The sequence below is a fragment of the Geomonas azotofigens genome (assembly GCF_018919395.1).
GTDB lineage: Bacteria > Desulfobacterota > Desulfuromonadia > Geobacterales > Geobacteraceae > Geomonas > Geomonas azotofigens.
In genome coordinates, this window is record NZ_JAHLME010000009.1 from 47,830 (window position 1) to 72,879 (window position 25,050).

At 60.1% G+C, this 25,050-nt stretch carries 24 protein-coding genes; all 24 read left to right on the plus strand.

What is annotated here, in order from left to right; all coding sequences use genetic code 11:
* The first annotated feature begins 152 nt into the window (after positions 1 to 152).
* The gene (gene alr, locus KOL99_RS19975; protein WP_216512224.1) at positions 153 to 1,292 is read left to right on the plus strand and encodes an alanine racemase; all 1,140 of its coding nucleotides are present in this window, start codon (positions 153 to 155) and stop codon (positions 1,290 to 1,292) included.
* A 233-nt stretch (positions 1,293 to 1,525) separates the two neighbouring features.
* Complete coding sequence (gene selD / locus KOL99_RS19980) at positions 1,526 to 2,557, plus strand: selenide, water dikinase SelD (protein ID WP_216512225.1); 1,032 nt, start codon at positions 1,526 to 1,528, stop codon at positions 2,555 to 2,557.
* Entirely contained in the window at positions 2,544 to 3,797 is a 1,254-nt protein-coding gene (locus KOL99_RS19985) for an ASKHA domain-containing protein (RefSeq protein ID WP_216512226.1), read from the plus strand. The genes selD and KOL99_RS19985 overlap by 14 nt, the downstream gene beginning before the upstream one ends.
* A 119-nt stretch (positions 3,798 to 3,916) precedes the next feature.
* On the plus strand, positions 3,917 to 5,479 hold the full coding sequence (purH, locus tag KOL99_RS19990; RefSeq protein ID WP_216512227.1) for a bifunctional phosphoribosylaminoimidazolecarboxamide formyltransferase/IMP cyclohydrolase: 1,563 nt from the start codon (positions 3,917 to 3,919) through the stop codon (positions 5,477 to 5,479).
* A gap of 137 nt (positions 5,480 to 5,616) precedes the next feature.
* Positions 5,617 to 6,888: a phosphoribosylamine--glycine ligase gene (gene purD, locus KOL99_RS19995; RefSeq protein WP_216512228.1), complete on the plus strand. Its 1,272-nt coding sequence runs from the start codon at positions 5,617 to 5,619 to the stop codon at positions 6,886 to 6,888.
* Positions 6,889 to 7,133: 245 nt separating this feature from the next.
* Positions 7,134 to 7,640, plus strand: a complete 507-nt coding sequence (gene purE / locus KOL99_RS20000) for a 5-(carboxyamino)imidazole ribonucleotide mutase (protein ID WP_216512229.1) — start codon at positions 7,134 to 7,136, stop codon at positions 7,638 to 7,640.
* Positions 7,641 to 7,731: 91 nt separating this feature from the next.
* Positions 7,732 to 8,001, plus strand: coding sequence for a cytochrome c3 family protein (locus KOL99_RS20005; protein WP_216512230.1), 270 nt, complete (start codon positions 7,732 to 7,734; stop codon positions 7,999 to 8,001).
* A 169-nt stretch (positions 8,002 to 8,170) separates the two neighbouring features.
* Positions 8,171 to 9,532 (plus strand): cytochrome c biogenesis protein ResB, encoded by a 1,362-nt coding sequence (gene resB, locus KOL99_RS20010; RefSeq protein ID WP_216512231.1) that lies wholly within the window; start codon positions 8,171 to 8,173, stop codon positions 9,530 to 9,532.
* Positions 9,533 to 9,600: 68 nt separating this feature from the next.
* Positions 9,601 to 10,449 (plus strand): c-type cytochrome biogenesis protein CcsB, encoded by an 849-nt coding sequence (gene ccsB, locus KOL99_RS20015; protein ID WP_216512232.1) that lies wholly within the window; start codon positions 9,601 to 9,603, stop codon positions 10,447 to 10,449.
* Between the two features lie 24 nt (positions 10,450 to 10,473).
* Entirely contained in the window at positions 10,474 to 11,478 is a 1,005-nt protein-coding gene (locus tag KOL99_RS20020) for a cytochrome c3 family protein (RefSeq protein ID WP_216512233.1), read from the plus strand.
* A 54-nt stretch (positions 11,479 to 11,532) separates the two neighbouring features.
* On the plus strand, positions 11,533 to 12,504 hold the full coding sequence (locus tag KOL99_RS20025) for a glycosyltransferase family 2 protein (protein ID WP_216512234.1): 972 nt from the start codon (positions 11,533 to 11,535) through the stop codon (positions 12,502 to 12,504).
* Positions 12,505 to 12,561: 57 nt separating this feature from the next.
* Positions 12,562 to 13,506: a glycosyltransferase family 2 protein gene (locus tag KOL99_RS20030; RefSeq protein ID WP_216512235.1), complete on the plus strand. Its 945-nt coding sequence runs from the start codon at positions 12,562 to 12,564 to the stop codon at positions 13,504 to 13,506.
* Positions 13,499 to 14,674, plus strand: coding sequence for a glycosyltransferase family 4 protein (locus KOL99_RS20035; protein WP_216512236.1), 1,176 nt, complete (start codon positions 13,499 to 13,501; stop codon positions 14,672 to 14,674). Before KOL99_RS20030 ends, KOL99_RS20035 begins: the two co-directional genes overlap by 8 nt.
* 418 nt (positions 14,675 to 15,092) lie before the next feature.
* Positions 15,093 to 15,461, plus strand: a complete 369-nt coding sequence (locus KOL99_RS20040) for a GxxExxY protein (RefSeq protein ID WP_216512237.1) — start codon at positions 15,093 to 15,095, stop codon at positions 15,459 to 15,461.
* 107 nt (positions 15,462 to 15,568) lie between these two features.
* Positions 15,569 to 16,174, plus strand: coding sequence for a winged helix-turn-helix transcriptional regulator (locus tag KOL99_RS20045; protein ID WP_216512238.1), 606 nt, complete (start codon positions 15,569 to 15,571; stop codon positions 16,172 to 16,174).
* A gap of 1 nt (position 16,175) precedes the next feature.
* On the plus strand, positions 16,176 to 17,294 hold the full coding sequence (gene pseG / locus KOL99_RS20050) for a UDP-2,4-diacetamido-2,4,6-trideoxy-beta-L-altropyranose hydrolase (RefSeq protein WP_216512239.1): 1,119 nt from the start codon (positions 16,176 to 16,178) through the stop codon (positions 17,292 to 17,294).
* A 55-nt stretch (positions 17,295 to 17,349) separates the two neighbouring features.
* Positions 17,350 to 18,351: an NAD-dependent 4,6-dehydratase LegB gene (locus tag KOL99_RS20055; protein WP_216512240.1), complete on the plus strand. Its 1,002-nt coding sequence runs from the start codon at positions 17,350 to 17,352 to the stop codon at positions 18,349 to 18,351.
* 8 nt (positions 18,352 to 18,359) lie between these two features.
* Positions 18,360 to 19,532 carry a LegC family aminotransferase gene (locus tag KOL99_RS20060; protein WP_236026489.1) on the plus strand — a complete coding sequence of 391 codons (1,173 nt, stop codon included), beginning with the start codon at positions 18,360 to 18,362 and terminating at the stop codon, positions 19,530 to 19,532.
* Positions 19,519 to 20,676: a UDP-N-acetylglucosamine 2-epimerase gene (gene neuC / locus KOL99_RS20065; RefSeq protein WP_216512242.1), complete on the plus strand. Its 1,158-nt coding sequence runs from the start codon at positions 19,519 to 19,521 to the stop codon at positions 20,674 to 20,676. Before KOL99_RS20060 ends, neuC begins: the two co-directional genes overlap by 14 nt.
* Complete coding sequence (gene neuB / locus KOL99_RS20070; protein ID WP_216512243.1) at positions 20,673 to 21,764, plus strand: N-acetylneuraminate synthase; 1,092 nt, start codon at positions 20,673 to 20,675, stop codon at positions 21,762 to 21,764. The genes neuC and neuB overlap by 4 nt, the downstream gene beginning before the upstream one ends.
* A complete protein-coding gene (locus tag KOL99_RS20075; RefSeq protein WP_216512244.1) occupies positions 21,761 to 22,399 on the plus strand; it encodes an acetyltransferase in 639 nt (212 codons plus the stop codon). Before neuB ends, KOL99_RS20075 begins: the two co-directional genes overlap by 4 nt.
* Positions 22,396 to 23,445 carry a nucleotidyltransferase family protein gene (locus KOL99_RS20080; RefSeq protein WP_216512245.1) on the plus strand — a complete coding sequence of 350 codons (1,050 nt, stop codon included), beginning with the start codon at positions 22,396 to 22,398 and terminating at the stop codon, positions 23,443 to 23,445. Before KOL99_RS20075 ends, KOL99_RS20080 begins: the two co-directional genes overlap by 4 nt.
* A complete protein-coding gene (locus tag KOL99_RS20085; RefSeq protein ID WP_216512246.1) occupies positions 23,442 to 24,353 on the plus strand; it encodes a Gfo/Idh/MocA family protein in 912 nt (303 codons plus the stop codon). Before KOL99_RS20080 ends, KOL99_RS20085 begins: the two co-directional genes overlap by 4 nt.
* On the plus strand, positions 24,344 to 25,048 hold the full coding sequence (locus KOL99_RS20090; protein ID WP_216512247.1) for an acylneuraminate cytidylyltransferase family protein: 705 nt from the start codon (positions 24,344 to 24,346) through the stop codon (positions 25,046 to 25,048). The genes KOL99_RS20085 and KOL99_RS20090 overlap by 10 nt, the downstream gene beginning before the upstream one ends.
* Positions 25,049 to 25,050: the final 2 nt, after the last annotated feature.

Genomic DNA, 25,050 nt, shown 5'->3' on the forward strand with positions numbered 1-25,050 from the left:
TGCTGAGGCCGTAAACATAATGGAATCCTCTTGCAAAGTCAATCGCTTTCGGGTTTTTGCCTTTACACTCCTGGGCTAAAGTGGTAGAAAAATCTCTGGCCGGGAATGTCCCGGCCTGATTTCATTCAGATATACCGATACGGGATTTCGCGATGGACAGTCGTCCTACGGTAGTTGAGATAGATCTCGCCGCGCTCAGGCACAACTTCGGCCTGGTCCAGAAGAAGGTGCCCGAAGGGTGCGGCATCCTTGCCGTGGTCAAAGCCGACGCCTACGGCCACGGTTTCCAGTACGTCTCCGAAGAACTGGAAAAGCTCGGAGTCGACGCCTTCGCGGTCGCCTTCCTCGCGGAGGGGGTGCAACTGCGCATGAGTGGCATCTACCGGCCGGTGCTGATCCTGGGCGGCATTTACCCCGGCGAGGAGCGGCGCTGCATCGGCCTCAACATCTCCACCGCCCTCTATTCACTGGAGCAGGCGGCGGCGCTGGACCGGGCGGCCTTGGAAATCAAGTGCTACCGCAAGGCCAAGATCCACCTCAAAGTCGATACCGGCATGGGGCGCCTCGGCGTCACCTGGGACAAGGTGCCGGAATTTCTCGAGCAATTGAAACAGTTCAAGAACCTGGAGATGGAAGGGATCTTCTCCCACTTCGCCAGCGCCGACGAACGCGACCCGGACGGCCTCGCCTTCACCAAACTGCAGGCCGAGCGCTTCAACGCCGCCGTCATCGAGGCCCGCCGCCAGGGATTCAACCCCGCCTACGTCCATGTCGCCAACAGCGCCGCCATCCTCGCGGCCGAGCTTCCCTACTGCAACCTGGTGCGGCCGGGGATCATCCTCTACGGCGCCGCCCCTTCCCGCGATTTCGTCGACGAGATGGCCTCTTTGCCCGTGATGAAGCTGAAGAGCCGGGTGGCGATGCTCAAGTGGGTGGAGCCCGGGACCAGCATCAGCTACGGCAGGCGCTACATTGCCGACAAACGCGCCCTCATCGCCAGCGTTCCCGTGGGGTACGCCGACGGTTATTGCCGCAGCCTCACCAACAAGGGTGAGGCGCTCATCCGTGGCAAGCGTGCGCGCGTCGCCGGCACCGTATGCATGGACTGGATCATGCTGGACGTGACCGACGTCGAGGGGGTCGCGGTGGGGGACGATGTCACCCTGTTGGGTCCCGATCCGATGGGCGATCGGATCACTGCCGAGGAGTTGGCCGAGAAAGCCGGCACCATTCCCTACGAGATCATGTGCGGCATAGCCACCCGCCGCGTGCGCAGGGTGTATATCGGGTAAAAGCCAAGAACAAAGACAAAACCATTGGCCACGGAGAAAATCTGAGAACATCTGAGAAAACCGGCAAGCTTTAGGTTTGCCCCCAAAGCCTTTAGGGTTTGAAGTTCTCAGAGACCTCAGATTGTTTCCTTGTGGAAGGTTTCTAGTTTTTGCACTCGGTTTTGCCTTTCTCAGATTTCCTCAGATTTTCTCCGTGGCTAAAGGTTTTCGAATTTCAGGTTTTAGGGGTCTTTATGACTGACAACGTACGTCTCACGACGATGGTGCAGGCGGCGGGTTGAGCTGCCAAACTGGGCCCGGCGGGCCTGGAAGATGCCATCCGCGACATAACCCGCTCGGACGACCCGAACCTCATCGTGGGCGTTGAGGGCGCCGAGGATGCGGGAATCTACCGCATCGGGGAGAGCCTCGCCCTGGTGGAGACCACGGACATCATTACGCCGCTGGTGGATGATCCCTTCACCTTCGGCCGCATCGCCGCGGCCAACGCGCTCTCCGACGTCTACGCCATGGGGGGCAAACCGGTGACGGCGATGAACCTCGCCTTCTTCCCCGCCTGCTCGCTCCCCACCGCGGTGCTGGCCGCCATCCTGGCCGGCGGCGCCGACGCCTTGAAGGAGGCGGGCGCCTGCCTGGTCGGCGGCCACACGGTGGAAGACAACGAACTGAAGTTCGGCATGGCGGTGACCGGTCTCATCGATCCCGCCCGCATCGTCAGAAACTGCACCGCCCGCCCCGGCGATATCCTGATCCTCACCAAGCCGCTCGGGACCGGCATCGTCTCGACCGCCATCAAGGCAGAGATGATCGACGATGCCCTGGCGACGGAAGCAACCGGCTGGATGACGACCCTCAACGCCAAGGCAGGCGAGCTGATGGTCGCCTGCAACGCCACTGCCGCCACCGACGTGACCGGCTTTGGTTTCATCGGCCACGCCTGCGAGATGGCGCTTGGCGCCAAGGTCACCTTCCGCATCGAGCTTGCCCGCGTTCCGGTCATGGCCGGCGTCCCCGCGCTCATCCACGACGGCATGGTCCCGGCCGGCTGCTACCGCAACCGCCACCATTACGAATCCCACGTGACCGGCTCGGGTGGCGACGCGTTGCTGCCGCTCTTCGACCCGCAGACCTCCGGCGGACTCCTCATCTCTTTCGCCCCCGACAACGCCCGTGAATTCCTTGCCAGCGCCGGGGAGTCCGGCCTCTTCGCCGTAGCGATCGGCGAGGTCCAACACGTTGGGGGAAGCGCCATTGTCTTTGTCTAAGGGGCTCGCCGCCGCTTTCGACCTCGGTACCACCACCATAGCCGCGTCGCTCGTCGATCCGGCCACCGGAACACGCCTCGCCGTCACCGGTGCCATGAACCCCCAACGCCGTTGGGGAGCCGACGTCCTGGCCCGCCTCACCGCCGGGGGGGATCCGGCAACCCTGCGCGCCATGCAGGCCGCCCTGGCCGCCGAGATGGAACGGATGACCGACGCGCTGCTCGAGCAGGCAGGGGCGTCGCCTGCGGATCTCGCGCAGGTGGGCATCGCCGGCAACCCGTCGATGGAGACCATCGCGCTGGCCCTGCCGGTGGAGTCGCTGGCCCATCCCCCGTTTCGTCCCCTCTTTTCCACCGGGAAATCCGTCACCACCCTCGATCTCGGCTGGCACCGCGACTACCCGTGCTATCTCCTGCCGCTTCCGGGCGGCTTCGTCGGCGGCGACCTGCTCGCCTTTCTCTTCGGCATGACGGAGACGCCCACGGCCGGGACCCTGTTCCTGGACGTCGGCACCAACGCCGAGATCGCCCTGTTCGACGGCGAACGCTACCTCGCCACCTCGGCCGCCGCCGGCCCCGCCTTCGAAGGCGGCAACCTGAAGTGCGGCATGGCGGCGCTCCCCGGTGCCGTCAGCGGCGTCCAGGTAAAAGGGGACAGGCTACTTTTAACTACCATCGCCGGCGCCGCGCCGTGCGGCATCTGCGGCACAGGCGTGCTGGACACCGTGGCTGCCCTCCTCGAAGCGGGAATCGTGGCAGCAACCGGCCGCCTCCTTCCCCCCGCCGAGATCGATTCCAACCTGGGCAACCGGGTGCAGGAGGTGAACGGGGTGCCGGCCTTCGTGCTGCACCGGGACGCGAAAAGTTTCGTCTACCTCGACCAGGAGGACATCCGCGCGCTGCAACTCGCCAAGGGGGCGATGCGCGGCGGCATGGAGATCCTGCTGGAGAAGGCGAACCTCACGCAGGACGATGTTGCACGGGTGGTGCTGACCGGTTCCTTCGGGGCCGTGCTGTCGCCGGATGTGCTAAAAAAGGTTGGAATTTTCAACGAAAAAATGGTAAGAATCACCGGATTTATCAAGGAGGGGGCGTTGGCCGGCGTGGAGCGTGTACTGCTCACCGAGGACGGCCGCGAACAGATGGAGGCCCTGGCCCATCAGGTCCGTGTCATCCCCCTTTCCGGCACACCGCTCTTCGAAAAGCACTTCCTGGCGCATATAGATTTCCCGAAACCCTAACACTTTAGCCACGGAGAAAATCTGAGGACATCGAGCAAGCCTGAACCGCTTCTGAAGGTTTACTCGGACTTCCTCCGATTTTCTCCGTGGCAATTTTGGTTCTAAAAAAGGAGCGAGCAATGGCAAAGATTGGGCGCGCGCTGGTAAGCGTGTCGGAGAAGACTGGAGTGGTGGAATTTTCCCGGGCGTTGGCCGGCTACGGCGTGGAGATCCTCTCCACCGGCGGCACCGCGAAGCTTTTGCGTGAGGCAGGCATCCCGGTGAAGGACGTTTCCGAGTTCACCGGTTTCCCCGAGATGCTGGACGGCAGGGTCAAGACGCTGCACCCGAAGGTGCACGGCGGCATCCTCGGCATGAGGGAAAACCCGGCGCACGTGGCCAAGATGCAGGAGCACGGCATCGAGCCGATCGACATGGTGGTGGTCAACCTCTACCCGTTCGAGGCGACCGTGGCCAAGGAAGACTGCACCATGGAAGACGCCATCGAGAACATCGACATCGGCGGCCCGACCATGCTCCGCTCCGCGGCCAAGAACAACCGCGACGTCACCGTCATCGTCGACCACGCCGACTACCAGTTGGTGCTCGACGAGATGAAAGCCAGCGCCGGCAGCGTCTCCCGTGAGACCAACTTCCGCCTCGCCGTCAAGGTGTACCAGCACACCGCCGCCTACGACGGCGCCATCTCCAACTGGCTTGGTGCCCGCACCGGCGAAGGCGTCGCCAAGTACCCGGACACCCTGACCATGCAGTACCAGCTGGCCCAGGGGATGCGCTACGGCGAGAACCCGCACCAGTCCGGCGCCTTCTACGTCGAGAAAGGGGCCAGGGAGGCTTCCATCTCCACCGCCCGCCAGATCCAGGGCAAGGAACTCTCCTACAACAACATCGGCGACACCGATGCGGCGCTCGAGTGCGTGAAGCAGTTCGACCAGCCCGCCTGCGTCATCGTGAAGCACGCCAACCCCTGCGGCGTCGCGGTTGCCGGCAACATCATGGAAGCCTACGACCTCGCCTACAAGACCGACCCCGAGTCCGCCTTCGGCGGCATCATCGCCTTCAACCGCGAGCTCGACGAGACCACCGCGCGCGCCATCGTGGAGCGCCAGTTCGTCGAGGTGATCATCGCCCCCAAGGTCACGGAGGCCGCCAGCGAGATCGTCGCCGCCAAGAAGAACGTCCGCCTCATGGAGTGCGGCTTCTGGCCGGAGCAGCCCGCTGCCCGCTACGACTTCAAACGCGTCAACGGCGGCATGCTGGTACAGGACGCCGACCTCGAACTCTTCAGCGAGCTCAAGGTGGTGACCAAGCGCGCACCGACCGACCAGGAAATGGAGGACCTCCTCTTCACCTGGCGCGTCGCCAAGTTCGTCAAGTCCAACGCCATCGTCTACGGCCGCAGCAACGCCACCGTCGGCGTGGGCGCGGGGCAGATGAGCCGCGTCAACTCCGCCCGCATCGCGGCCATCAAGGCCGAGCACGCCGGGATCCCGGTCCAGGGCGCGGTCATGGCTTCCGACGCCTTCTTCCCGTTCCGTGACGGTCTGGACAACGCCGCCAGCGTCGGCGTCACCGCCGTGATCCAGCCGGGCGGCTCCATGCGCGACGCCGAAGTCATCGCCGCCGCCGACGAGCACAACATCGCCATGGTCTTCACCGGCATGAGGCACTTCAGGCACTAAAAAACGAACCGTTAGCCACGGAGCAAATCGGAGCACGTCTGAGAGAACCAAAGCTTTAGGTTTAAAACCAAAAGAAGTGGTTTCCTCAGATTTTCTCAGAAGTTCTCCGTGGCTAATGGTTTTTAAGGAGATTTTGTATGAAGGTTTTAGTTGTAGGCAGCGGCGGGAGGGAGCACGCGCTGGTCTGGAAGATCGCCCAGTCCCCGCTGGTGGAGAAGGTGTTCTGCGCACCGGGCAACCCGGGCACCGCGACGCTGGCTGAAAACGTGGATATCGCGGTCGACAACCTCCAGGGGCTGCTCGACTTCGCCAAGAAGGAAGGGGTGCAACTGACCGTGGTCGGTCCGGAGCTGCCGCTTTCCCTGGGCCTGGTCGACCTCTTCGAGGAGAACGGCCTGAAGGCCTTCGGCGCCCGCAAGAACGCCGCCATCATCGAGGCGTCGAAAGCGTTCTCCAAGGACCTGATGCAGAAGTACAACGTTCCGACGGCGGCGTACGGCGTCTTCACCGAGATCCCCGCCGCCATTGACTTCATCGATAAGACCGGGATCCCCATCGTGATCAAGGCCGACGGCCTGGCAGCGGGCAAAGGGGTGATCATCGCCCAGACCCGCGACGAGGCGGTGGCCGCAGTCACCGACATGCTCTCCGGCAACGCCTTCGGCGCCGCCGGCTCCCGCGTGGTCATCGAGGAGTTCCTGAAAGGGGAGGAGGCGTCCTTCCTCGCCTTCACCGACGGCGAGCGCATCATCCCGCTCGCTTCCGCACAGGACCACAAGGCGGTCTACGACGGCGACAAGGGCCCCAATACCGGCGGCATGGGCGCCTACTCCCCGGCCCCGGTGGTGACCCCCCCCATTCACGAGAAGGCCATGGCCGAAGTCATGCGCCGCACCGTGGACGGCATGAAGGCGGAAGGGCGTCGTTACCAGGGCGTTCTCTACGCCGGTCTCATGATCGACGGCGATTCCGTCAAGACCCTCGAGTTCAACGCCCGTTTCGGCGACCCCGAGTGCCAGCCGCTTCTGATGCGCATGAAGTCCGACATCGTTCCCATCCTGATGGCGGTTGCCTCCGGCAGCCTGGAAGGCGTCGAGATCGAGTGGCACGACAAGGCCGCGGTCTGCGTGGTGCTGGCGGCGGAAGGGTATCCCGCCGACTACCGCAAGGGAGACGTCATAGAGGGGTTAGCTGAGGCCGGCAAGGTTGAGGACCTGGTCGTGTTCCACGCCGGCACCAAGGCCAGCGGCGAGAAGATCGTCACCAACGGCGGCCGTGTGCTCGGCGTCACCGCCCTCGGCTCCACCGTGAAGGAAGCCATCGACCGCGCCTACAGCGGCGTCAAGCTGATCACCTGGCCCGGCATGCACCACAGAAAAGACATCGGCGCCAAGGCCATGAACCGTTAAACCCCAAAACCGTTGGCCACGGAGAAAATCTGAGAACTTCGGAGAAAACCTAAAGCAATTGCCACCGAGAAAATCCAAGCAGGTCCGAGAGACCCAAAGCCTTTGGGCTTAAAACCAAAACCAGTGGTTTCTCAGATTTCCTCAGATGTGCTCCGTGGCTAATTGGTTCGTTTTTGTCGTTCTCGGATTTCCTCAGATTTTCTCCGTGGCTAATGGTTTTATCTTTTTCGTTTTTAGGAGATTTTATGTCCAATCCGACCGTTTTGATTCTGATGGGAAGCGACTCCGACCTGACCACCATGGAGGAGACGGCCAGGGTTCTTACCGAATTCGGCGTCCCCTACGAGATGCACGTTTCCTCGGCGCACCGCTCCCCCGCCAAGACCTCCAAGCTCACCCGCGAGGCCGAAGGGCGCGGCATCCAGGTCATCATCGCCGCCGCCGGCATGGCGGCCCACCTGGCCGGCGTCGTCGCCGCCGAAACGCCGCTGCCGGTCATCGCCGTCCCCATGCCGGGCGGCGCCTTGAACGGCGTGGACGCCCTCTACGCCATGGTGCAGATGCCCGGCGGCATGCCGGTCGCGACCATGGCCATCGGCAAGGCCGGCGCCAAGAACGCGGGACTCCTCGCGGTGCAGATGCTCTCCCTGTCCAACCCCGATTTGCGCGCCAAGTTCGTCGCCTACAAGACGCGCATGGCCGAAGAGGTGGAAGAGAAGGACCAGGCGCTGCAGGCCGCGCTGCGGAAGTGATGCCGTTTGCAATTGATTTTGCTTGACAATGAGCCCCGGGTTGTATACCTTCGGGCCGTTTTCAGATCCAAAAATAATGGAGGGAACACTCATGAAAAAGATTTTCGCTGCAGTAGCTCTGACCCTCGCCTTTGCTGTTACCGCAATGGCTGCTGACTCCGTCGTTTACCCGGCCAAGAACGGCAACGTCACCTTCAACCACAAGGCTCACCAGGGCAAAAACGAGTGCAAAGTCTGCCACGGCGACGGCGCTCCGGCTAAGATCGCCATCAACAAGGAAGCTGCTCACGGCAAGGCTTGCAAAGAGTGCCACGCTGCCAAGGGCGGCCCGACCAAGTGTGGCGACTGCCACAAGAAGTAATCTCCCTTTGGGGAAGTCAAATTGCAGTCTTAGGGGTAACAGGTCAGCCTGTTACCCCTTTTTTTTGATCACTAGTGTATTCGTAATTTTTGTTTTGCGCTTATTGACAATTTGTCTATAATGGCAAACCTGCTACGACAGCTGTACATAACCTTACCGGGAGACGGCCTTGACTACGACGAACAAACGAGGATTTGCACAAGAGGTTTGGGATTTTTTCTGCTCCTTAAAACTTTCCATTTTCCTGCTCATCGGGCTGGCGCTGGTATCGATCATCGGCACCGTCATTCAGCAGGGGCCGCAGCGTGAATACCTGGCGACTCTCTCCGAGACCAAAATCCGCCTGTATAGCGCCCTCGGCTTCTTCGACATGTACCACTCCTGGTGGTTCATCCTCCTTCTTTACCTGCTCACCCTGAATCTGATCTGCTGCTCCATCAAGAGGCTGCCGCGCGTCTGGAAGGTGGTTTCCGAGCCGGTGCTGGTGATGGACGACAATTTCGAGAAGTCGCTGGCCAACGTAAAGGACCTCAAGCTCAAGGGCTCCAAGGAAGAACTCAAGGAGCGCATGGCCGCCTTCCTGAGGACCGAGTTCGCCGCGCCGGTGATCACCGAGAGCAACGGCGAGTACCACCTCTTCGCACAGAAGAGCCCCTGGTGCCGCCTCGGCGTCTACGTGGTGCACCTCTCCATCATCGTCATCTTCATCGGAGCGCTGATCGGCTCCTTCGCCGGTTACAAGGCGTACACCAACATCCCCGAGGGGGGCTCGGTCTCCCAGGTGCAGACCCAGAGCGGCAAGATGATCCCGCTGGGCTTCGATGTGCGCTGCGAGAAGTTCTCCGTTTCCTTCTACGACACCGGCGCTCCCAAGGAGTTCAGGAGCGTCCTGACCGTGTTGGAGAACGGGCAGCCGGTGCCGGGCTTCCAGAACCGCCCCATCATCGTCAACGACCCGCTCACCTACAAGGGGATCACCTTCTACCAGTCCAGCTATGGTCAGTCCGACGAGGGGTCGCTCTACCACATCACCGTGCGTGACCGCAAGGGGGGCGCCCCGGTCAAGCTGAACGCCCGCCAGGGCGAGCGCGTGGCACTTCCCGGCGGTGCCTTCCTCTCCGTCATGGAGGCGACCATGGACGTGCGTCCCTTCATGAGGGGCTTCGACGGTCCCGGCGCCCAGGTCGAGTTCACCCCGGCCGGCGGCAACCCGCAGCCGTTCGTGATCCTATCCGACAAGTACGAGTCCTTCAACGCCCAGCACGGCGGCGACCTCTTGATCACCTTCGACGGCATGGACCAGAAGTTCTACACCGGTCTGCAGGTGGCCCACGACCCGGGTGTCTGGGTGGTCTGGTTCGGTTGCTTCCTGATGGTGGTGGGTATCTGCATGGCGTTCTTCATGTCCCACAAGCGGGTGTGGGCGCGCGTCACCGATTCCGGGGTCACCCTGGGCGGTTCCGCCAGCAAGAACCCGGCAGGCTTTGAGATCTGTTTTGATGACCTGGTCGAGAAACTCGGCAAGGCTTAACAGGATAAAAACCATAACGGGGCTTGCCCCATGCCGCTCTAACTGAACGTCCGGAGGGTAATATTCATATGTCCAGTTCCATGCTTTTCAATGTGACTATGGTCATCTACATGGTCTCCACCTGCATATTCTTCGCATTCCTCGCCTCGCGCACCAAGGCTGTGGGGCTTGCCGGTACCTATGCCGCGCTTTTCGGTTTCCTGGTTCAGACCGCCGCCATCGGGCTGCGCTGGAAGGAGTCCTATGACCAGGGGCACGGCCATGCGCCGCTGTCCAACCTGTTCGAGTCCGTGGTCTTCTTCTCCTGGACCATCGTCCTGATCTTCCTGATCATCGACTTCAAGTACAAGTATCGCGCCATCGGCTTCTTCGTCATCCCGTTCGCGCTGTTCGGCATGGCCTGGGCACAGCTCGGCCTGGACAGCGGCATCGAGCCGCTGGTTCCCGCGCTGCAGAGTAACTGGCTCATGTACCACGTCATCACCTGCTTCCTGGGCTACGCCGCCTTCGCGGTCGCCTGCGGCATCTCCATCATGTACCTGATCCGCGAGTCCATGGAAAAGGGTGGCGGCAACGCCCAGGCCGGCGGCCTGCTCTCCATGTTCCCGTCCATCAGGATCCTGGATGACCTGAACTACAAAGCGATCATGATCGGCTTCCCGCTCCTCTCCCTCGGCATCATCACCGGCGCAGCCTGGGCCAACTATGCCTGGGGCACCTACTGGAGCTGGGACCCGAAGGAGACCTGGTCCCTGATCGTCTGGTTCGTCTACGCGGCGTTCCTCCATGCCCGCATCACCCGCGGCTGGGTCGGTCGTCGTGCGGCCATCCTTTCCGTGATCGGCTTCGCTGCCACCATCTTCTGCTACCTGGGGGTCAACCTCTTCCTTTCCGGTCTGCACAGCTACGGGAAGTAGTCGTCCAAGAAGGTAACTCGATCAATGCGACACTCCCTCGTGATCTTTCCTTTGGCAGTAGCGCTGTATCTGCTCTGCGTCGGCGTCACCCTCACTCCGGGTGACGCCCTCGCCGAGCCGTTCAAGTGCAGCATCTGCCACAAGGATCTGACCCGAGGGAGTGTTCCGCATAAGCCGGTGGCCTCGGGGCGGTGCCTGGACTGCCACCAGCAATTCAACGACAACCACCCGATGGGCAAGGACAGCATGGGGTTCAAGGTCCCCAAGGACAAACTCTGCGCGACCTGCCACGGCCACCTGGTCCAGAAGCCGGTGCTGCACAAGCCGGTGGGGCTTGGGCAGTGCACCAACTGTCACATGGCGCACAGCGCCGAGGTGAAGTCCCTTTTGAAGGATCCTTCCCCCGCGCTCTGTTTCCGCTGTCATCCCCAGGATCACTTTACCGGTGCCTTCACCCACAAGCCGGTGGCCGACGGCGACTGCCTCGCCTGCCACGACGCGCACCAGTCGGAAAGCAAGTCCCTGCTGAGAAAGCCGGGCTCCGAGCTCTGCTTCATGTGCCATGACCGGAGCATCGCCATGGGCAAGTCGGTGCACCAGCCGGTGCGCAACGGCGATTGCGTCAACTGCCACCAGATTCACGGCGGCCCCTACCGCAAGCTCCTCAAGGACGACTACCCGACCGCCCTGTACAAGCCTTTCAGCTACGACGCTTTCCCGATCTGCTTCCGCTGTCACGATCCCAAGCTCGCCTCGGCGGAGACCACCGACAGGTTCACCAAGTTCAGAAACGGCCAGCGCAACCTGCACGCGGTCCACGTCAACAAGGTGGCCAAGGCCCGCTCCTGCAGGATGTGCCATAACCCGCATGCCGAGCAGCAGGAGCGCCTGATCTATCCCAAGGCGGAAGGGTTCGGAACCTGGGATATCCCGATTCGTTTCGATGCCACCGCCACCGGCGGCGGCTGTTCCGTGGGCTGCCACAGGACCTTGCGCTACGACAGGGTGAAAGCCATTGAACAGCAGTAGCCAACCTCCGACGCCTCCCCACGCTGCCTCCCCTGCCGACGTACAGGTTCACTGATGCTGCCTAAATTCTCCGTCATAATACCGGTCAAGCCCGGCGGCGAGGTACGCGCGCTCGCGGGAATCGCGCAGGCGACCTACCCCCCGGAGCTCTTCGAGGTGCTGGTCGCCTACGGCTGCCAGCCCAGCGTGCAGAGGAATACGGCGGCGCGTGAGGCCGGTGGCGACATCCTCTATTTCCTGGATGACGATTCCGGCGTCGCGGCGGGCTTTCTCGACAGGGCGGCCGCGCACTACCGCGAGCAGAACGTCGCCGCCGTGGGTGGCCCGTCGCTTACCCCGGCAAGTGATTCTCCCCTGCAGCGCGCCATCGGCATCGCCTTCGCCTCGGCGGTCGGCGGCGGCGGGGTGCGCAACCGCTACCGCAAGTTCGGCTCGGCCCGCTACAGCAGCGACAGCGAGTTGATCCTGTGCAACCTGAGCTTTCGGCGCGAGATCTTTCTCACCCACGAGGGGCTGGACGAGCGGCTCTATCCCAACGAGGAAAACGAGCTGATGGACCGGTTGCAGCAGGAAGGGCACCTGCTGGTGCACGACCCGGAACTGGCCGTGCAGCGCAGCCAGCGCCGCACCTACCGAGCCTACGTCCGGCAGATGTACGGCTACGGGCGAGGGCGTGGCGAGCAGACCCTGATCGCGGGGAAGCTGAAGCCGATCACGCTGGCTCCTTCGCTCTTCCTGCTCTATGCGCTGCTGGTCCCCTTCCTCGGGGTGCCGCTTTTGAACCTGCCGCTCTGGGGTTACCTGGCCGTCGTGCTGCTGGCGTCGTTGCAGGGAAGCTTCGCCGGCAAGGACGCCGCGCTCTTTCCCCGGCTTGTGCTGGTGTACCCGACGCTGCACCTGGTCTATGGCGCCGGCGTCATCCGCGGCCTGATCAGCCCCCGTTACCGTGCCGGCAAGCAGACCCACTGGGAGGTCGAGGTGCGGCGGGTGAAAGCGTTCGGGGAATCAGTTCTAGCGACTAAATGAAATGTATTGACCTTTCAACGAAAGTAGAGCGTTGAAGAGCTTTTGAGGGAGATGAACGTGGACCTGAGCATAGTAGTTCCCATTTACAACGAGGAAGACAATATCCCGATCCTGCACGAGCGGATCAGCGAGGCGCTGATCGATGCCGGGCTGGAGTACGAACTGATCCTGGTCGATGACGGTTCCTCCGATAACTCTTATCCTGCTTTGAAGCGCCTGTCCTCGAAGGACGACCGGGTCAAGGTGATCCGCCTGCGTCGCAACTTCGGGCAGACCGCCGCCATGGCCGCCGGGTTCGATTCCGCCAGCGGACGAGTCGTGGTCCCCATGGACGGCGACTTGCAGAACGACCCGCTCGACATTCCGCTGCTTTTGAAACGCATCGACGAGGGATACGACGTCGTGTCCGGGTGGCGCAAGGACCGCAAGGACACCTTCGTGAACAGGAAACTCCCCTCCATCCTGGCCAACTCGATTATCTCCAAGATGACCGGCGTACACCTGCACGACTACGGCTGCACCTTGAAAGCCTACCGGCGCGAGGTCCTCGACGACGTCAACCTGTACGGCGAGATGCACCGTTTCGTCCCGGCACTTGCCCACCAGGTTGGCGCGCGGGTCACCGAGATGCCGGTCCGTCATCACGAGAGGCTGCACGGCAAGAGCAAGTACGGCATCTCCCGGACCACGAAGGTGATCCTCGACCTGATGACGGTGAAGTTCCTGCTGAGCTACTCGACCAAGCCGATCCAGCTTTTCGGCCGCTGGGGGATCTACACCCTGTGCGCGGGTTGCCTGAGCGGCGCGGTCACCGTGTACATGAAGTTTTTCGAGAACACCAGCATGAACAGGAACCCCCTGTTGATCCTGACCGCGTTTCTGCTCTTCATGGGGGTCCAGTTCATCGTACTGGGGCTTCTGGCGGAACTGAGCGCCCGCACCTACTACGAGGCGCAAGGGAAGCCGATCTACAACATCAAGGAAAAGATCAACTTTGTCTGAAACTCCGCTGCGCGTACTGGTGCTGGCGCCCACCCCGTTCTTCGCGGATCGCGGCTGCCACGTCCGCATCCTTGAGGAAGCCCGGGCCGCAATCGCCTGCGGGGCGGATGTCCGTCTGGTCACCTACCACATCGGGCGCGACGTCCCGGGTGTACCCACGGAAAGGATCGCCGGGTTCTCCTGGTACAAGAAGCTCGAGGCCGGCCCTTCCTGGGTGAAGCCCTTCCTCGATCTGCAGCTCCTTTACAAGGCCTTTAAGGTCGCCCGCCAGTTTAAGCCGCACCTCATCCACGCCCACCTCCACGAGGGCGCCTTCTTCGGTGCCTTCCTGAAGATGCTGATCCGCGTACCCATGCTCTTCGACTGCCAGGGGAGTCTCACCGCCGAGATCACGGACCACGGTTTCGTAAAGCCCGGATCCCTGCTGCAGCGTTTCTTCGCCACGTTGGAGCGCTGGATCAACCGCAGCTCCGACTTCATCGTCACCAGTGCCAGCCCGACTGTCGACCTATTATTGAAAGATGGTGTCCCGAAGGATCGGGTGTGTGCCCTCATCGATGGCGTTGACACCGACGAGTTCGCGCCGCACCCAAAGGAAGCGATTCGCGCGAAGCTCGGGCTCCCCGAGAAGCGTCCCGTAGTCGCCTATCTTGGATTGATGAACAGCTACCAGGGCGTTGACCTGCTTTTGGAAGCCGCCGCGTATCTGAAGGGGCAGGGGGCGAAGATCCACTATCTGATCATGGGTTTCCCCGATGCGCCGTACCGCGAGAAAGCCGAGGCGATGGGGATAGCCGACATTATCACCTTCACCGGCAGGATCCCGTACGACGAGGCCCCGCTTTACTTGAGTGCCGGCGATCTTGCCGTCTCCCCGAAAGTTTCCCTCACCGAAGCCAACGGCAAGCTCTTCAACTACATCGCCTGCGGTCTCCCCACCGTCGTCTTCGACACCCCGGTCAACCGGGAGATTTTGGGCGATGCCGCCCTGTATGCCAAGTTCGGCGATGCCGTAGATCTCGCCGGAGCCATCGCCCGTCTTGCCGGCGACCGCGAACTGCGCGAAGAACTCGGCGCCGAAGGACGCGAGCGCGCGGTCAAGCTGCACTCCTGGCAAGCCCGCGGAAAAGAGCTCGCCGGAATCTACCGGCGACTGCTGAAAACCTAAACCGTTAGCCACGGAGAAAATCTGAGGACATCTGAGGACTGCCCTAGTGTAACGCTTACATCGCCCCTTGTAATCGTTACATTGCCCTTTGTAATGGTTACATGCCCTACTTTGACGGCTGTATTGCCCCCAGTGATGACTGCATAGCCCTTCCCACCACTTTTTTTTGATTTTTGCCGTTTCATTTCTCGTTTCAACCGTGACCTTACCCCATGAAACCGGAACATTCGGTCCATTTCAGACCTCATTGTCTCCTGGAGCGACGGCTGGAGTGAATGTAACGGTTACATAGCCTCGTGTAAGGGTTACAAACCAAGAAGCAAACCAATAGCCACGGAGAAAATCTGAGAAAATCGGAGAGAAACCTTGTGAAGCGTTAGCGGGGCAGTAAACTTCCCCAGTCCGGGGAGGTGCTGACATGGTTTACGAGGGACTTACCGAAAGGATCATCGCATGTGCTATCGAGGTGCACCGGGAGCTTGGGCCCGGTCTTCTGGAGAGTGTCTATGAGTCATCCCTCGCGGTGGAGTTGTTTCAGCAAGGCATCCGTTTCGCGCGTCAGAAACAACTACCGGTAACGTACAAAGGCGAGAGTGTCGGTGATTTCAGGATCGACCTGCTGGTAGAAGACCAAGTCGTTATCGAGTTGAAAAGCGTGGAGCGCCATGCCCCGGTATTCGAAGCGCAGCTTTTGAGTTACATGAAGCTCGGCAGGTCCAACGTAGGGTTGTTGATCAACTTCAATTCCGTCCTACTCACCAAGGGCATCAAACGTTTCGTCTTGTAGCCAAAGAGAAGGTTTTGCCTTTCTCAGAAGTTCTCAGATTTTCTCCGTGGCTAACGGTTTTGGTTTTATGGTTGAAAATTCCGTGAGTTTATACTACTGTTCAGCACATGAACGGTGACGATGAAAAGGTATTAGATACTTATCGCTCTTTTCTCCTCCTCTCGGAGATCTCCGGTGACCAGCAACTCTCGCAACGCGAGCTGGCGAAACGTCTCGGCATCGCGCTGGGGCTGGTCAACTCGTACCTGAAGAACCTGGTGGCCAAAGGGTTCGTCCGGGTCAACAACTTCCCCAAAAACCGCTACGCCTACCTCCTCACACCCAAAGGCTTCGCCGAAAAAAGCCGTCTCGCCTACCAGCACCTAAGCTACTTCTCCGGGCTCTACACTGTCGCCCGGCAGGACTACCTGAAGCTTTTCAAGTCCATGTCGGCCCACGGCGTCAAGCAGGTGGCCTTTTGCGGCATCGACGAAGTCGCGGAGATCGCTTTCCTCTCGTTGAAGGAAGCGGGAATGGAATTGACGGTAGCGATGGACGCCGAGGCGGCGGGACGCAAGTTCTTCGACAAGGCAGTGGTCACCCCGGCGATCGGGCTTCTCTCCGGCAACCACAACATAGTGATCACCTCCATGAAGCGAGGCGAAGCCCTGCGCGACGAACTGCTGCGCATGGGAGTGGAGCCGGCACGAATCTACCAGGCAGGGCAGAACTGATATGGCTGATGTCAGCACCAAAACTATAAAGGTTTTTTTTCGGGCCGACTCCTCGGTCGACATCGGGGCCGGTCACGTCATGCGTTGTCTCACCCTTGCAGCCGCGCTGCGCGAGGGAGGCTGTGCCGTCTCTTTCATCAGCCGTGACCTCCCGGGGAATATCGGCGCCAATGTCGAAGCGGCCGGTTACAGGATCTTCCGACTTCCCGCTGGTGCGACACCGAGCCATGAGGTGCCGTTTGTCCTGGATGTCCAAGCTGACATCGAGCAGAGCGCCGAGATCCTGCGCCAGGCGGGAGGTGCCGACTGGCTGGTCATCGACCATTACGGCGTCGATGCCACTTGGGAGACAGCGTTGCGCCCACTGGTCGGCCACATCATGGTGATCGACGATGTCGCCAACCGAAGCCATGACTGCGATCTGCTCCTCGACCAGAACCTCTACGAGGACATGGAGACGCGCTACGACGGCCTTGTGCCGGAGCAGTGTGCGAAGTTCCTTGGGCCGCGCTACGCACTGCTTCGTGACGAATTCGTGCAGGCGCGTCGCTCCTTGCGGGAGCGCGACGGCTCCGTCAAGCGCATACTGATCACCTTTGGCGGTGGTGATGCCAGCAACGAGACGGCCAAGGCGCTGGAGGCGTGGCGCATGGTAGGGCGCGACGACGTCGCGGTGGATGTTGTTGTCGGAGGGGCAAACCCGCACCGGGAGCAGCTGAAGGCGTTGTGTGCAGAACTTCCCAATATCTCATTTCACTGCAACGTGAACAACATGGCCCAGATGATGTCCGAAGCAGATCTCGCCATCGGCGCCGGAGGCAGCACCACCTGGGAGAGGTGCTTTCTCGGTCTCCCCTCCATCACCCTCATCGTCGCCGACAACCAGGCCGCAACCACAAAAGCGGTAGCGGCTAAAGGTGCGACTCTTAACGTGGGCTGGTATGAGGACGTCGATGCGGCCACGTTGGCTGCAACGATAACGGGGATGCTCGATGACCCGAAGGCGATGCAGGACATGACCGCCCAAGGCTTCGCGCTTATGGGGGACGCCGCATCGACAGGGGCTGTTCTGCTTGCTGATGCACTTCTTGGCACCAGTTACAGCAATGCAGGCTTGTAAGATAAATACGGCAGAGACTCACAACGACGATTAAACTACCGCAAAGGAGACCGTGGTGACGGGAAAGATCTTAGTTACAGGAGCTGACGGCTTTATCGGCTCTCACCTGACAGAAGAGTTAGTGCGCAGGGGATATGATGTCCGTGCTTTCGTTCTCTACAATTCCTTCAATTCGTGGGGATGGCTGGAACAGGCGCCGGCAGATGTGAAGAAAAGCCTCGATGTGTTTTCCGGAGATGTACGGGATCCGCATGGAGTCAAGCAGGCGATGAAAGGATGCGACGCGGTGCTGCATTTGGCTGCATTAATTGCCATCCCGTATTCCTATCACTCGCCTGACACTTACGTTGATACCAATATCAAGGGAACGCTCAACATCTTGCAGGCCGGACGCGAACTCGGTGTGAAAAAGATCGTTCAAACGTCCACGAGTGAAGTGTACGGCACGGCTCGTTTTGTCCCAATTACGGAGGACCACCCGTTACAAGGGCAGTCTCCGTACTCCGCTTCAAAAATCGGGTCGGACCAGATGGCCCTCGCCTTCCAGTCCTCCTTCGACATGCCTGTGGCTGTTATCCGTCCTTTTAATACCTATGGACCACGCCAGTCTGCCCGAGCCATTATTCCTACCGTTATTACCCAGATTGCCTCAGGTAAACGTCGCATCAAACTTGGAGCTCTTCACCCCACCCGTGATTTCAACTTTGTTTCCGATACAGTGCGTGGGTTTATTGCCGAGTTGGAGACGGACCGGGGCATTGGGGAGGTCATTAACATCGGCAGCAACTACGAGATCTCCATTGGAGATACCGTTAAACTGATCGCGGAAGTCATGGGTGTTGATATCGAGATTGAGACTGAGGAGGCGCGCTTGCGCCCCGACAACAGCGAGGTGGAGCGGCTTTGGGCGTCGAACGCGAAGGCAAAAGAATTGATCGGTTGGGAGCCTGAATTCGCCGGGAAAGGCGGGTTAAAGCGAGGGCTCGCCGAGACGGTGGCCTGGTTCCAAAATCCAGACAATCTCAAAGGGTATAAAAGCGACATCTACAACATATGAGTGGTGCAATGGACATAGACAAGGTCGTTAGCGCAATACAGTCAGTGCTTCCGGAGCGTGCTTTCATCGGTTTGCACGAGCCCTGCTTCGCCGGGAATGAATGGGGGTATGTCAAGGAGTGCCTGGATACCGGGTGGGTCTCTTCAGTAGGAAAATTCGTAGATCGGTTCGAAGAGCAACTTGCCGCGTACACTGGTGCCCGAAAAGCCGTCGCGGTGGTTAACGGTACTGCCGCTCTTCACGTATGTCTCTTGCTCGTAGGCGTTGAGCGGGGAGACGAGGTGCTGATGCCGGCTTTGACTTTCATAGCGACGGCAAACGCCGTCAGCTACTGTGGTGCCGTGCCCCACTTTGTCGATAGCGAAGAGGCCACGCTGGGTCTTGACCCGGTACGCCTCGAGGCCTACCTGGAAGGTATAGCCGAGATACGGTCGGGGCAGTGTTTTAACAAAAACACCGGACGCCGCATCAAGGCCGTGGTTCCGATGCATGCGTTTGGACATCCTGTAGATCTCGACCCGCTCCTGGAGGTTTGTCGCCGGTTCCAACTGGAACTGATCGAGGATGCCGCGGAGTCGTTGGGCTCATTCTACAAGGGCCGTCACACCGGCAATTGGGGCCGTTTCGCCGCGGTCAGTTTCAATGGCAATAAGCTGGTCACAACCGGCGGTGGCGGGGCCATTCTGACTAACGATGAGGAGCTTGGGCGGCTTGCCAAGCACCTGACGACCACGGCGAAAGTCCCGCACCGTTGGAATTTTTGCCACGACATGATCGGGTTTAACTATCGCATGCCGAACATCAATGCTGCACTCGGTTGCGCTCAGCTGGAACAACTGGAGGGCTTTCTTGAGAAAAAACGCATACTGGCCGAACGTTACCGGGATGCGCTGGCAGGTCTGGAAGGTGTGCGTTTCTTCCAGGAACAGGCGTTCGCTCGCAGCAACTACTGGTTGAACGTCCTGCTGTTGGATGAGGAAAGCGCCGACCAGAGGGATGCTCTTTTGGCGCAGACCAACGATGTCGGCGTGATGACGCGGCCGGCTTGGATGCTGATGCACAAACTGGCGATGTTCGAACAGTGTCCACGTATGGACCTCCCCGTGGCGGAGAGTCTGGAACGAAGGATCGTCAATATTCCGAGCAGCGCGTTTTTAGGAGACGGCGATGGCAAAGCGTAGGGTATGCGTGGTCACTGGCAGCCGTGCGGAATACGGCCTTCTGTCGGTGGTGATGCGCGCAATCCAGCAGGACGCGGATCTCGAACTGCAAGTGGTCGCGACAGGCATGCACCTCTCTCCCGAGTTCGGGCTTACCTGGCGCGTCCTCGAGGATGATGGGTTTCCAATCGATGCCAAGGTCGAAATGCTGCTTTCCAGCGATTCTCCCGTCGGTATCGCCAAGTCCATCGGTCTCGGGACCATGGGATGCGCCGACGCATTTGACCGTCTGAAGCCCGACATCCTTCTTCTGCTCGGGGACCGCTTCGAAATCCTGGCAGCGGCCCAAGCTGCGCTCGTTGCACGTATCCCGATCGCTCACATAGCAGGCGGTGATACGACGGAAGGAGCCTTTGACGAGGCGATCCGTCACAGCATCACGAAGATGGCGCATCTGCACTTCGTCACCAATGAGGGGGCAGCCAAAAGGGTGAGACAGCTTGGCGAAAACCCTGAGCAGATTCATGTGGTAGGTAGTCCTGGCATCGACCAGATAAGGTCTCTGAAGTTGCTGACGCGTCAAGAGCTGGCACAGGAACTGTGCTTCGACTTCAAGGAGAAAAACCTGCTGGTTACGTTTCATCCGGTGACCCTTGAAGACATACCCGCGAAACAGCAGTTCCAGGAGCTGCTGGATGCGCTGGACCAGCTTGGAAACGGTACGGGGCTGATTTTCACGAAGCCCAATGCTGACACGGACGGTAGGGAGATCATAGCGATGATCGATGCCTATGTCGCGACCCGCCCCCACACCCGGGCCTACACCTCCCTCGGACAACTCCGTTATCTGAGCGCGATGGCGCAGGTGGATGCGGTAGTCGGCAATTCTTCGAGCGGTCTTTACGAAGCGCCGTCGTTTGGAAAGCCGACGGTCAATATCGGCGACCGGCAGAAAGGACGCCTGCAGGCCTCGTCGGTGGTCAATTGCGGGGCAGACGCCGGCGAAATCCTGGCTGCTATAGGTGAGGCATTACACCGTGACTGTTCAGGCGCCGTCAATCCCTATGGTGATGGCCACGGTGCCGAGCGCATCGTCTCCCTCCTAAAGCAACTGGGCGACCCGAAGGCGCTCCTTAAAAAGCATTTCCACGAGGTGGCCCTGTGAACACGACAGCTACGAAACGGGTCTATGTCATTGCCGAGGCGGGGGTGAACCACAACGGTTCTTTGGATATGGCCAAGGAACTGGTGCAGGTGGCTGCCCAGGCTGGTGCCGATGCTGTTAAATTTCAGACCTTCCGCGCAGAGCGGTTGGTGAGTGGCACAGCCCCAAAGGCCGATTACCAGAAAAAAGCTTCCGATGCCAACGAGTCGCAGTACGCGATGCTGAAAAGGTTGGAGCTGGGGGAAGAGGCGCATGGCGAACTGATTCGTCATTGCCAGCTGCACGGTATCCAGTTCCTGTCGACACCCTTTGATGCCGAGAGCGTGGACCTCCTGGGGAGAACCCTCGATCTGCCGACGCTCAAGATTCCTTCGGGGGAGGTGACTAACGCGCCGCTGCTGCTGAAGATCGCGTCTCTCCAGAAGCCCGTGATCATGTCCACCGGCATGTGCACCTTGGCCGATGTGGAAGCGGCGCTTGGTGTCCTTGCCTTTGGCTATACCTGCCCGCAAAACGATCCTGGCATCACCAGCTTCCAGGAGGCTTATGCATCCGACGCAGGACAGCAGGCGCTGCGCGAGAAGGTGACTTTGCTGCACTGTACGACGGAGTACCCGGCTCCCTTTGCCGAGGTGAACCTGCGTGCCATGGATACGCTGGCGTCGGCATTCGGGCTCCCGGTCGGGTTCTCAGATCATACAGAGGGCATTGCCATGCCTGTGGCAGCCGTCGCCCGGGGAGCTGTGATTATCGAGAAGCACTTCACTCTCGATCGCGCCTTGCCCGGTCCTGATCACAAGGCATCGCTGGAGCCAGAGGAGTTGTCCCAGATGGTGCAGGCGATTCGTCAGGTCGAGGTGGCCCTGGGCTCCGGCACGAAGGTCCCGGCACCCTCTGAGGTCAAGAATGCAGCAATCGCGAGAAAGAGCATCGTGGCGGCAGCCGATATCCCGGCAGGAGAGCCGTTTTCCGTCGACAACCTCTGCATCAAACGACCGGGGGGAGGGCTTTCCCCTTTGCGCTACTGGGAAGTGGTGGGGCGACGGGCCGACAGGAATTACGTCAAGGATGAGGTGATTGAGCTATGAGTGCCCCGGTCCTTATCCTCGGTGCGGGAGGACACGCCAAGGTTCTGGTCGAAGCGCTGTTAGCCGACGGTGCCCTGATGGCAGGCGTGGTCGATGCCGACCCCGGTCGCCTGGGGCAGAGCGTGCTCGGGGTGCCGGTTATCGGAGATGACCGCGTGGTTGAAGATTTCCCGTGTGACACCGTGCGGCTGGTCAACGGCATCGGATCCGTTGGCTTGCCGAATCTGCGCACGTCGATCTTCGAACGGTTCTCAGAGTGCGGCTACCGGTTCGCAACCGTGGTTCACCCTTCCGCCGTGGTAGCCTCGGACGTCGAACTGGGCGAAGGGGTGCAGGTCATGGCAGGAGTAGTACTCCAGCCAAGCTGCCGTATCGGGAGAAACGCCATAATCAACACGCGTGCTTCTGTAGATCACGACTGTACCATCGGTGACCATACCCATATAGCGCCCGGTGTAACTGTCTCCGGGGGGGTCACCATTGGATCGGGGTGCCATGTGGGAACGGGTGCGACTTTGATTCAGGGGGTGCGCGTTGGTGACGGGAGTGTGATTGGGGCCGGCGCGGTTGTTACTAAGGACGTTGCGGCCGGGGTGACCGTGGTCGGCGTTCCGGCTAAGGTGGTGATGCGATGAAAGATTGGAGAAAGACTCTCATAAATGCGGATACGACCCTGCGCGAAACCATTCGCGTTATCGACAGCGGCGCTCTCAGGATTGCCCTCGTGGTCGATGCCGATCAGAAGCTGCTTGGCACGGTGAGTGATGGCGATATCCGCCGCGGCATCCTGCGGGGTTGCTCACTCGAAGACAGCGTGCAGCAGGTCCTGAATCGGACCCCGACTGTTGCGGCTCAAAATGAGGCGAAGGATCAGATCCTGGCGCTCATGCGATTGAAGCAGGTCTACCAGATACCGGTCATAGACGGTGAGGGGCGGGTGGTTGGGCTTGAAATAGTCGAGCGGATACTGGAAACCCCTCAGTATGACAACTGTGTGGTCCTGATGGCCGGAGGGTTGGGGTCTCGTCTCAAGCCCCTTACCGACGATACGCCCAAGCCACTGCTCAAGGTGGGTGGCAAGCCGATACTGGAGACGATCCTCGAAAACTTCACCCATTACGGCTTCACCAATTTCAAAATTTCGGTGAATTACAAGGGGGAATTGATCGAGGACTACTTCGGGGACGGTTCCCGCTGGGGAGCGCGCATCGAGTACCTCCGCGAGAGCAAGAAACTCGGCACTGCCGGGGCGCTTGGATTGTTGCCCGAACGTCCCAACCTCCCTGTACTGGTCATGAACGGTGACGTGCTGACCAAGGTGAATTTCCAGCAGTTGTTGGAGTTCCATCGGGAGCATCAGGCTCTGGCGACTATGTGCGTCCGTGAGTATGACTTCCAGGTCCCTTATGGCGTTGTCACGGTGGACAAGCACAGGATCTTGAACATTGAGGAGAAGCCGGTGCAACGCTTCTTCGTGAACGCCGGAATTTATGTGCTGGAGCCTGAGGCCCTGGACCTGATTCCAAGGGACACCTTCTTCGATATGCCGACGCTGTTTGAAAAGGTGGTTAGCCTGAAGAAGGAGACCGCGGTTTTCCCTGTTCGGGAATATTGGGTCGACATCGGGAGGATGGATGACTTCCAGCGGGCAGAAGGCGAATTCGGACAGGTTTTCGAATGAAGGCGCTGATCGTTGGTTATGGGTCGATAGGTAGCCGACATGCGCGGATTCTTGCTGAACTCGGTTGCGATGTCTCCGTCATCAGCTCGCGCCTCATTGCTGATTATCGCAGGTTCAGCACCATTTTCGAATCCATCTCCGGGTTTGATCCGGACTACGTGGTAGTAGCGAACGAGACCGCGAAACATCATCTTGCCCTTTGCGAACTGGCAGAGGCCGGGTTTGTGGGAAAAGTGCTGGTTGAAAAACCACTGTTCCACGAACAGAAACAGATGCCGCAGCACCGTTTTGCAAATGTGTACGTCGCCTACAACCTCCGCTTTCACCCTTTGCTACAGAAGTTGCGCCTCCTGTTGGAGGGCGAAACGGTCATCTCCGTCCAAGCCTACGTCGGTCAATATTTGCCAGGGTGGCGTCCTGACAGGGACTACCGGGATGGGTACTCGGCCAGCGGCAGCGCCGGTGGTGGGGTGTTGCGTGATTTGAGCCACGAACTCGATTACCTTAACTGGCTTTTGGGAGGGTGGCAGCAACTCACGGCGCTCGGAGGACACTACAGCGAGTTGGAGATCGATAGCGATGACGTATTCGCGGTAATGCTGACGACAGCACGCTGCCCGGTAGTCACGGTGCAGCTGAACTACCTGGACCGGCTCACCCGGCGCGAAATGGTCATCAACACGCGGCAGCACACTATTGGTATCGACTTCATAAAGGGCGAACTCGTGGTTGACGACGTGCGCCAGCAGTTTTCCGCGGAGAGGGACCACACCTACCGTGAGATGCACCGCTCTGTCCTGGAAGGACCGACTGATTTCCTCTGCACACTCGAGGAGGGACTGGATGTGGTACGAATGGTGACTGCCGCAGAGCGGGCCGTTACTGAAAGGAGATGGATATGGAAGTGAACCGGCTCTGTACGATCTGCGCGCGAGGTGGGTCGAAGGGCGTCAAAAACAAGAACATCCGCGAACTACTCGGCAAGCCCCTCATAGCGTATAGCCTTCAGCAGGCGATCGAATCCAGTTTGTTCCGCACCATAGCTGTCAGCAGCGACTCCGATGAAATTCTCGAGATCGCTGGTAAATGGGGTGCCCAGCACCTTATCAAGCGTCCCGACGAACTCGCCACCGACCAGGCGGCAAAGATTCCAGCCATCAGGCACTGTGTACGGGAGGTCGAGCGAATCACCGGTACTGCCTTCACGACTCTGGTTGATCTTGACGCGACCTCGCCCCTGCGAGTTGCGGACGATATCATCGGGGCGGTAAGGCTTCTGGAGGAACGAGGGGTTTCCAACGTCATCACCGGAATGAACGCGAGGCGCTCCCCTTACTTTAACCTTGTGGAAGCTGATGCGAACGGCTTCGTCCGCCTTGCGAAGAAACTGGAAAGGCCCGTGGTGCGTCGGCAGGACGGCCCAAAGTGCTATGACATGAATGCCTCTGTCTATGTCTGGCGCCGTGACTGCATGTTCGAGAGTGATTCCGTCTTTAACGGTGACACCCTCCTCTATGAAATGCCAGAGGACCGCTCTATTGATATCGACTCGGAACTGGACTTTCAGTTCGTCGAGTTCCTTATGAAGGCACGGAGGGGATAGTC

Excerpts from the sequence above, each read along its gene's own strand:
- KOL99_RS20080 (WP_216512245.1), top strand. The coding sequence starts at position 22,396 with ATGAAAGATTGGAGAAAGACTCTCATAAATGCGGATACGACCCTGCGC.
- neuC (WP_216512242.1), top strand. The coding sequence starts at position 19,519 with ATGGCAAAGCGTAGGGTATGCGTGGTCACTGGCAGCCGTGCGGAATAC.
- KOL99_RS20040 (WP_216512237.1), top strand. The coding sequence starts at position 15,093 with ATGGTTTACGAGGGACTTACCGAAAGGATCATCGCATGTGCTATCGAG.
- KOL99_RS20020 (WP_216512233.1), top strand. The coding sequence starts at position 10,474 with ATGCGACACTCCCTCGTGATCTTTCCTTTGGCAGTAGCGCTGTATCTG.
- purD (WP_216512228.1), top strand. The coding sequence starts at position 5,617 with ATGAAGGTTTTAGTTGTAGGCAGCGGCGGGAGGGAGCACGCGCTGGTC.
- alr (WP_216512224.1), top strand. The coding sequence starts at position 153 with ATGGACAGTCGTCCTACGGTAGTTGAGATAGATCTCGCCGCGCTCAGG.
- ccsB (WP_216512232.1), top strand. The coding sequence starts at position 9,601 with ATGTCCAGTTCCATGCTTTTCAATGTGACTATGGTCATCTACATGGTC.
- KOL99_RS20075 (WP_216512244.1), top strand. The coding sequence starts at position 21,761 with ATGAGTGCCCCGGTCCTTATCCTCGGTGCGGGAGGACACGCCAAGGTT.
- KOL99_RS20060 (WP_236026489.1), top strand. The coding sequence starts at position 18,360 with ATGGACATAGACAAGGTCGTTAGCGCAATACAGTCAGTGCTTCCGGAG.
- pseG (WP_216512239.1), top strand. The coding sequence starts at position 16,176 with ATGGCTGATGTCAGCACCAAAACTATAAAGGTTTTTTTTCGGGCCGAC.
- purE (WP_216512229.1), top strand. The coding sequence starts at position 7,134 with ATGTCCAATCCGACCGTTTTGATTCTGATGGGAAGCGACTCCGACCTG.
- KOL99_RS20045 (WP_216512238.1), top strand. The coding sequence starts at position 15,569 with ATGAACGGTGACGATGAAAAGGTATTAGATACTTATCGCTCTTTTCTC.
- KOL99_RS20085 (WP_216512246.1), top strand. The coding sequence starts at position 23,442 with ATGAAGGCGCTGATCGTTGGTTATGGGTCGATAGGTAGCCGACATGCG.
- purH (WP_216512227.1), top strand. The coding sequence starts at position 3,917 with ATGGCAAAGATTGGGCGCGCGCTGGTAAGCGTGTCGGAGAAGACTGGA.
- KOL99_RS20005 (WP_216512230.1), top strand. The coding sequence starts at position 7,732 with ATGAAAAAGATTTTCGCTGCAGTAGCTCTGACCCTCGCCTTTGCTGTT.
- KOL99_RS20025 (WP_216512234.1), top strand. The coding sequence starts at position 11,533 with ATGCTGCCTAAATTCTCCGTCATAATACCGGTCAAGCCCGGCGGCGAG.
- KOL99_RS20090 (WP_216512247.1), top strand. The coding sequence starts at position 24,344 with ATGGAAGTGAACCGGCTCTGTACGATCTGCGCGCGAGGTGGGTCGAAG.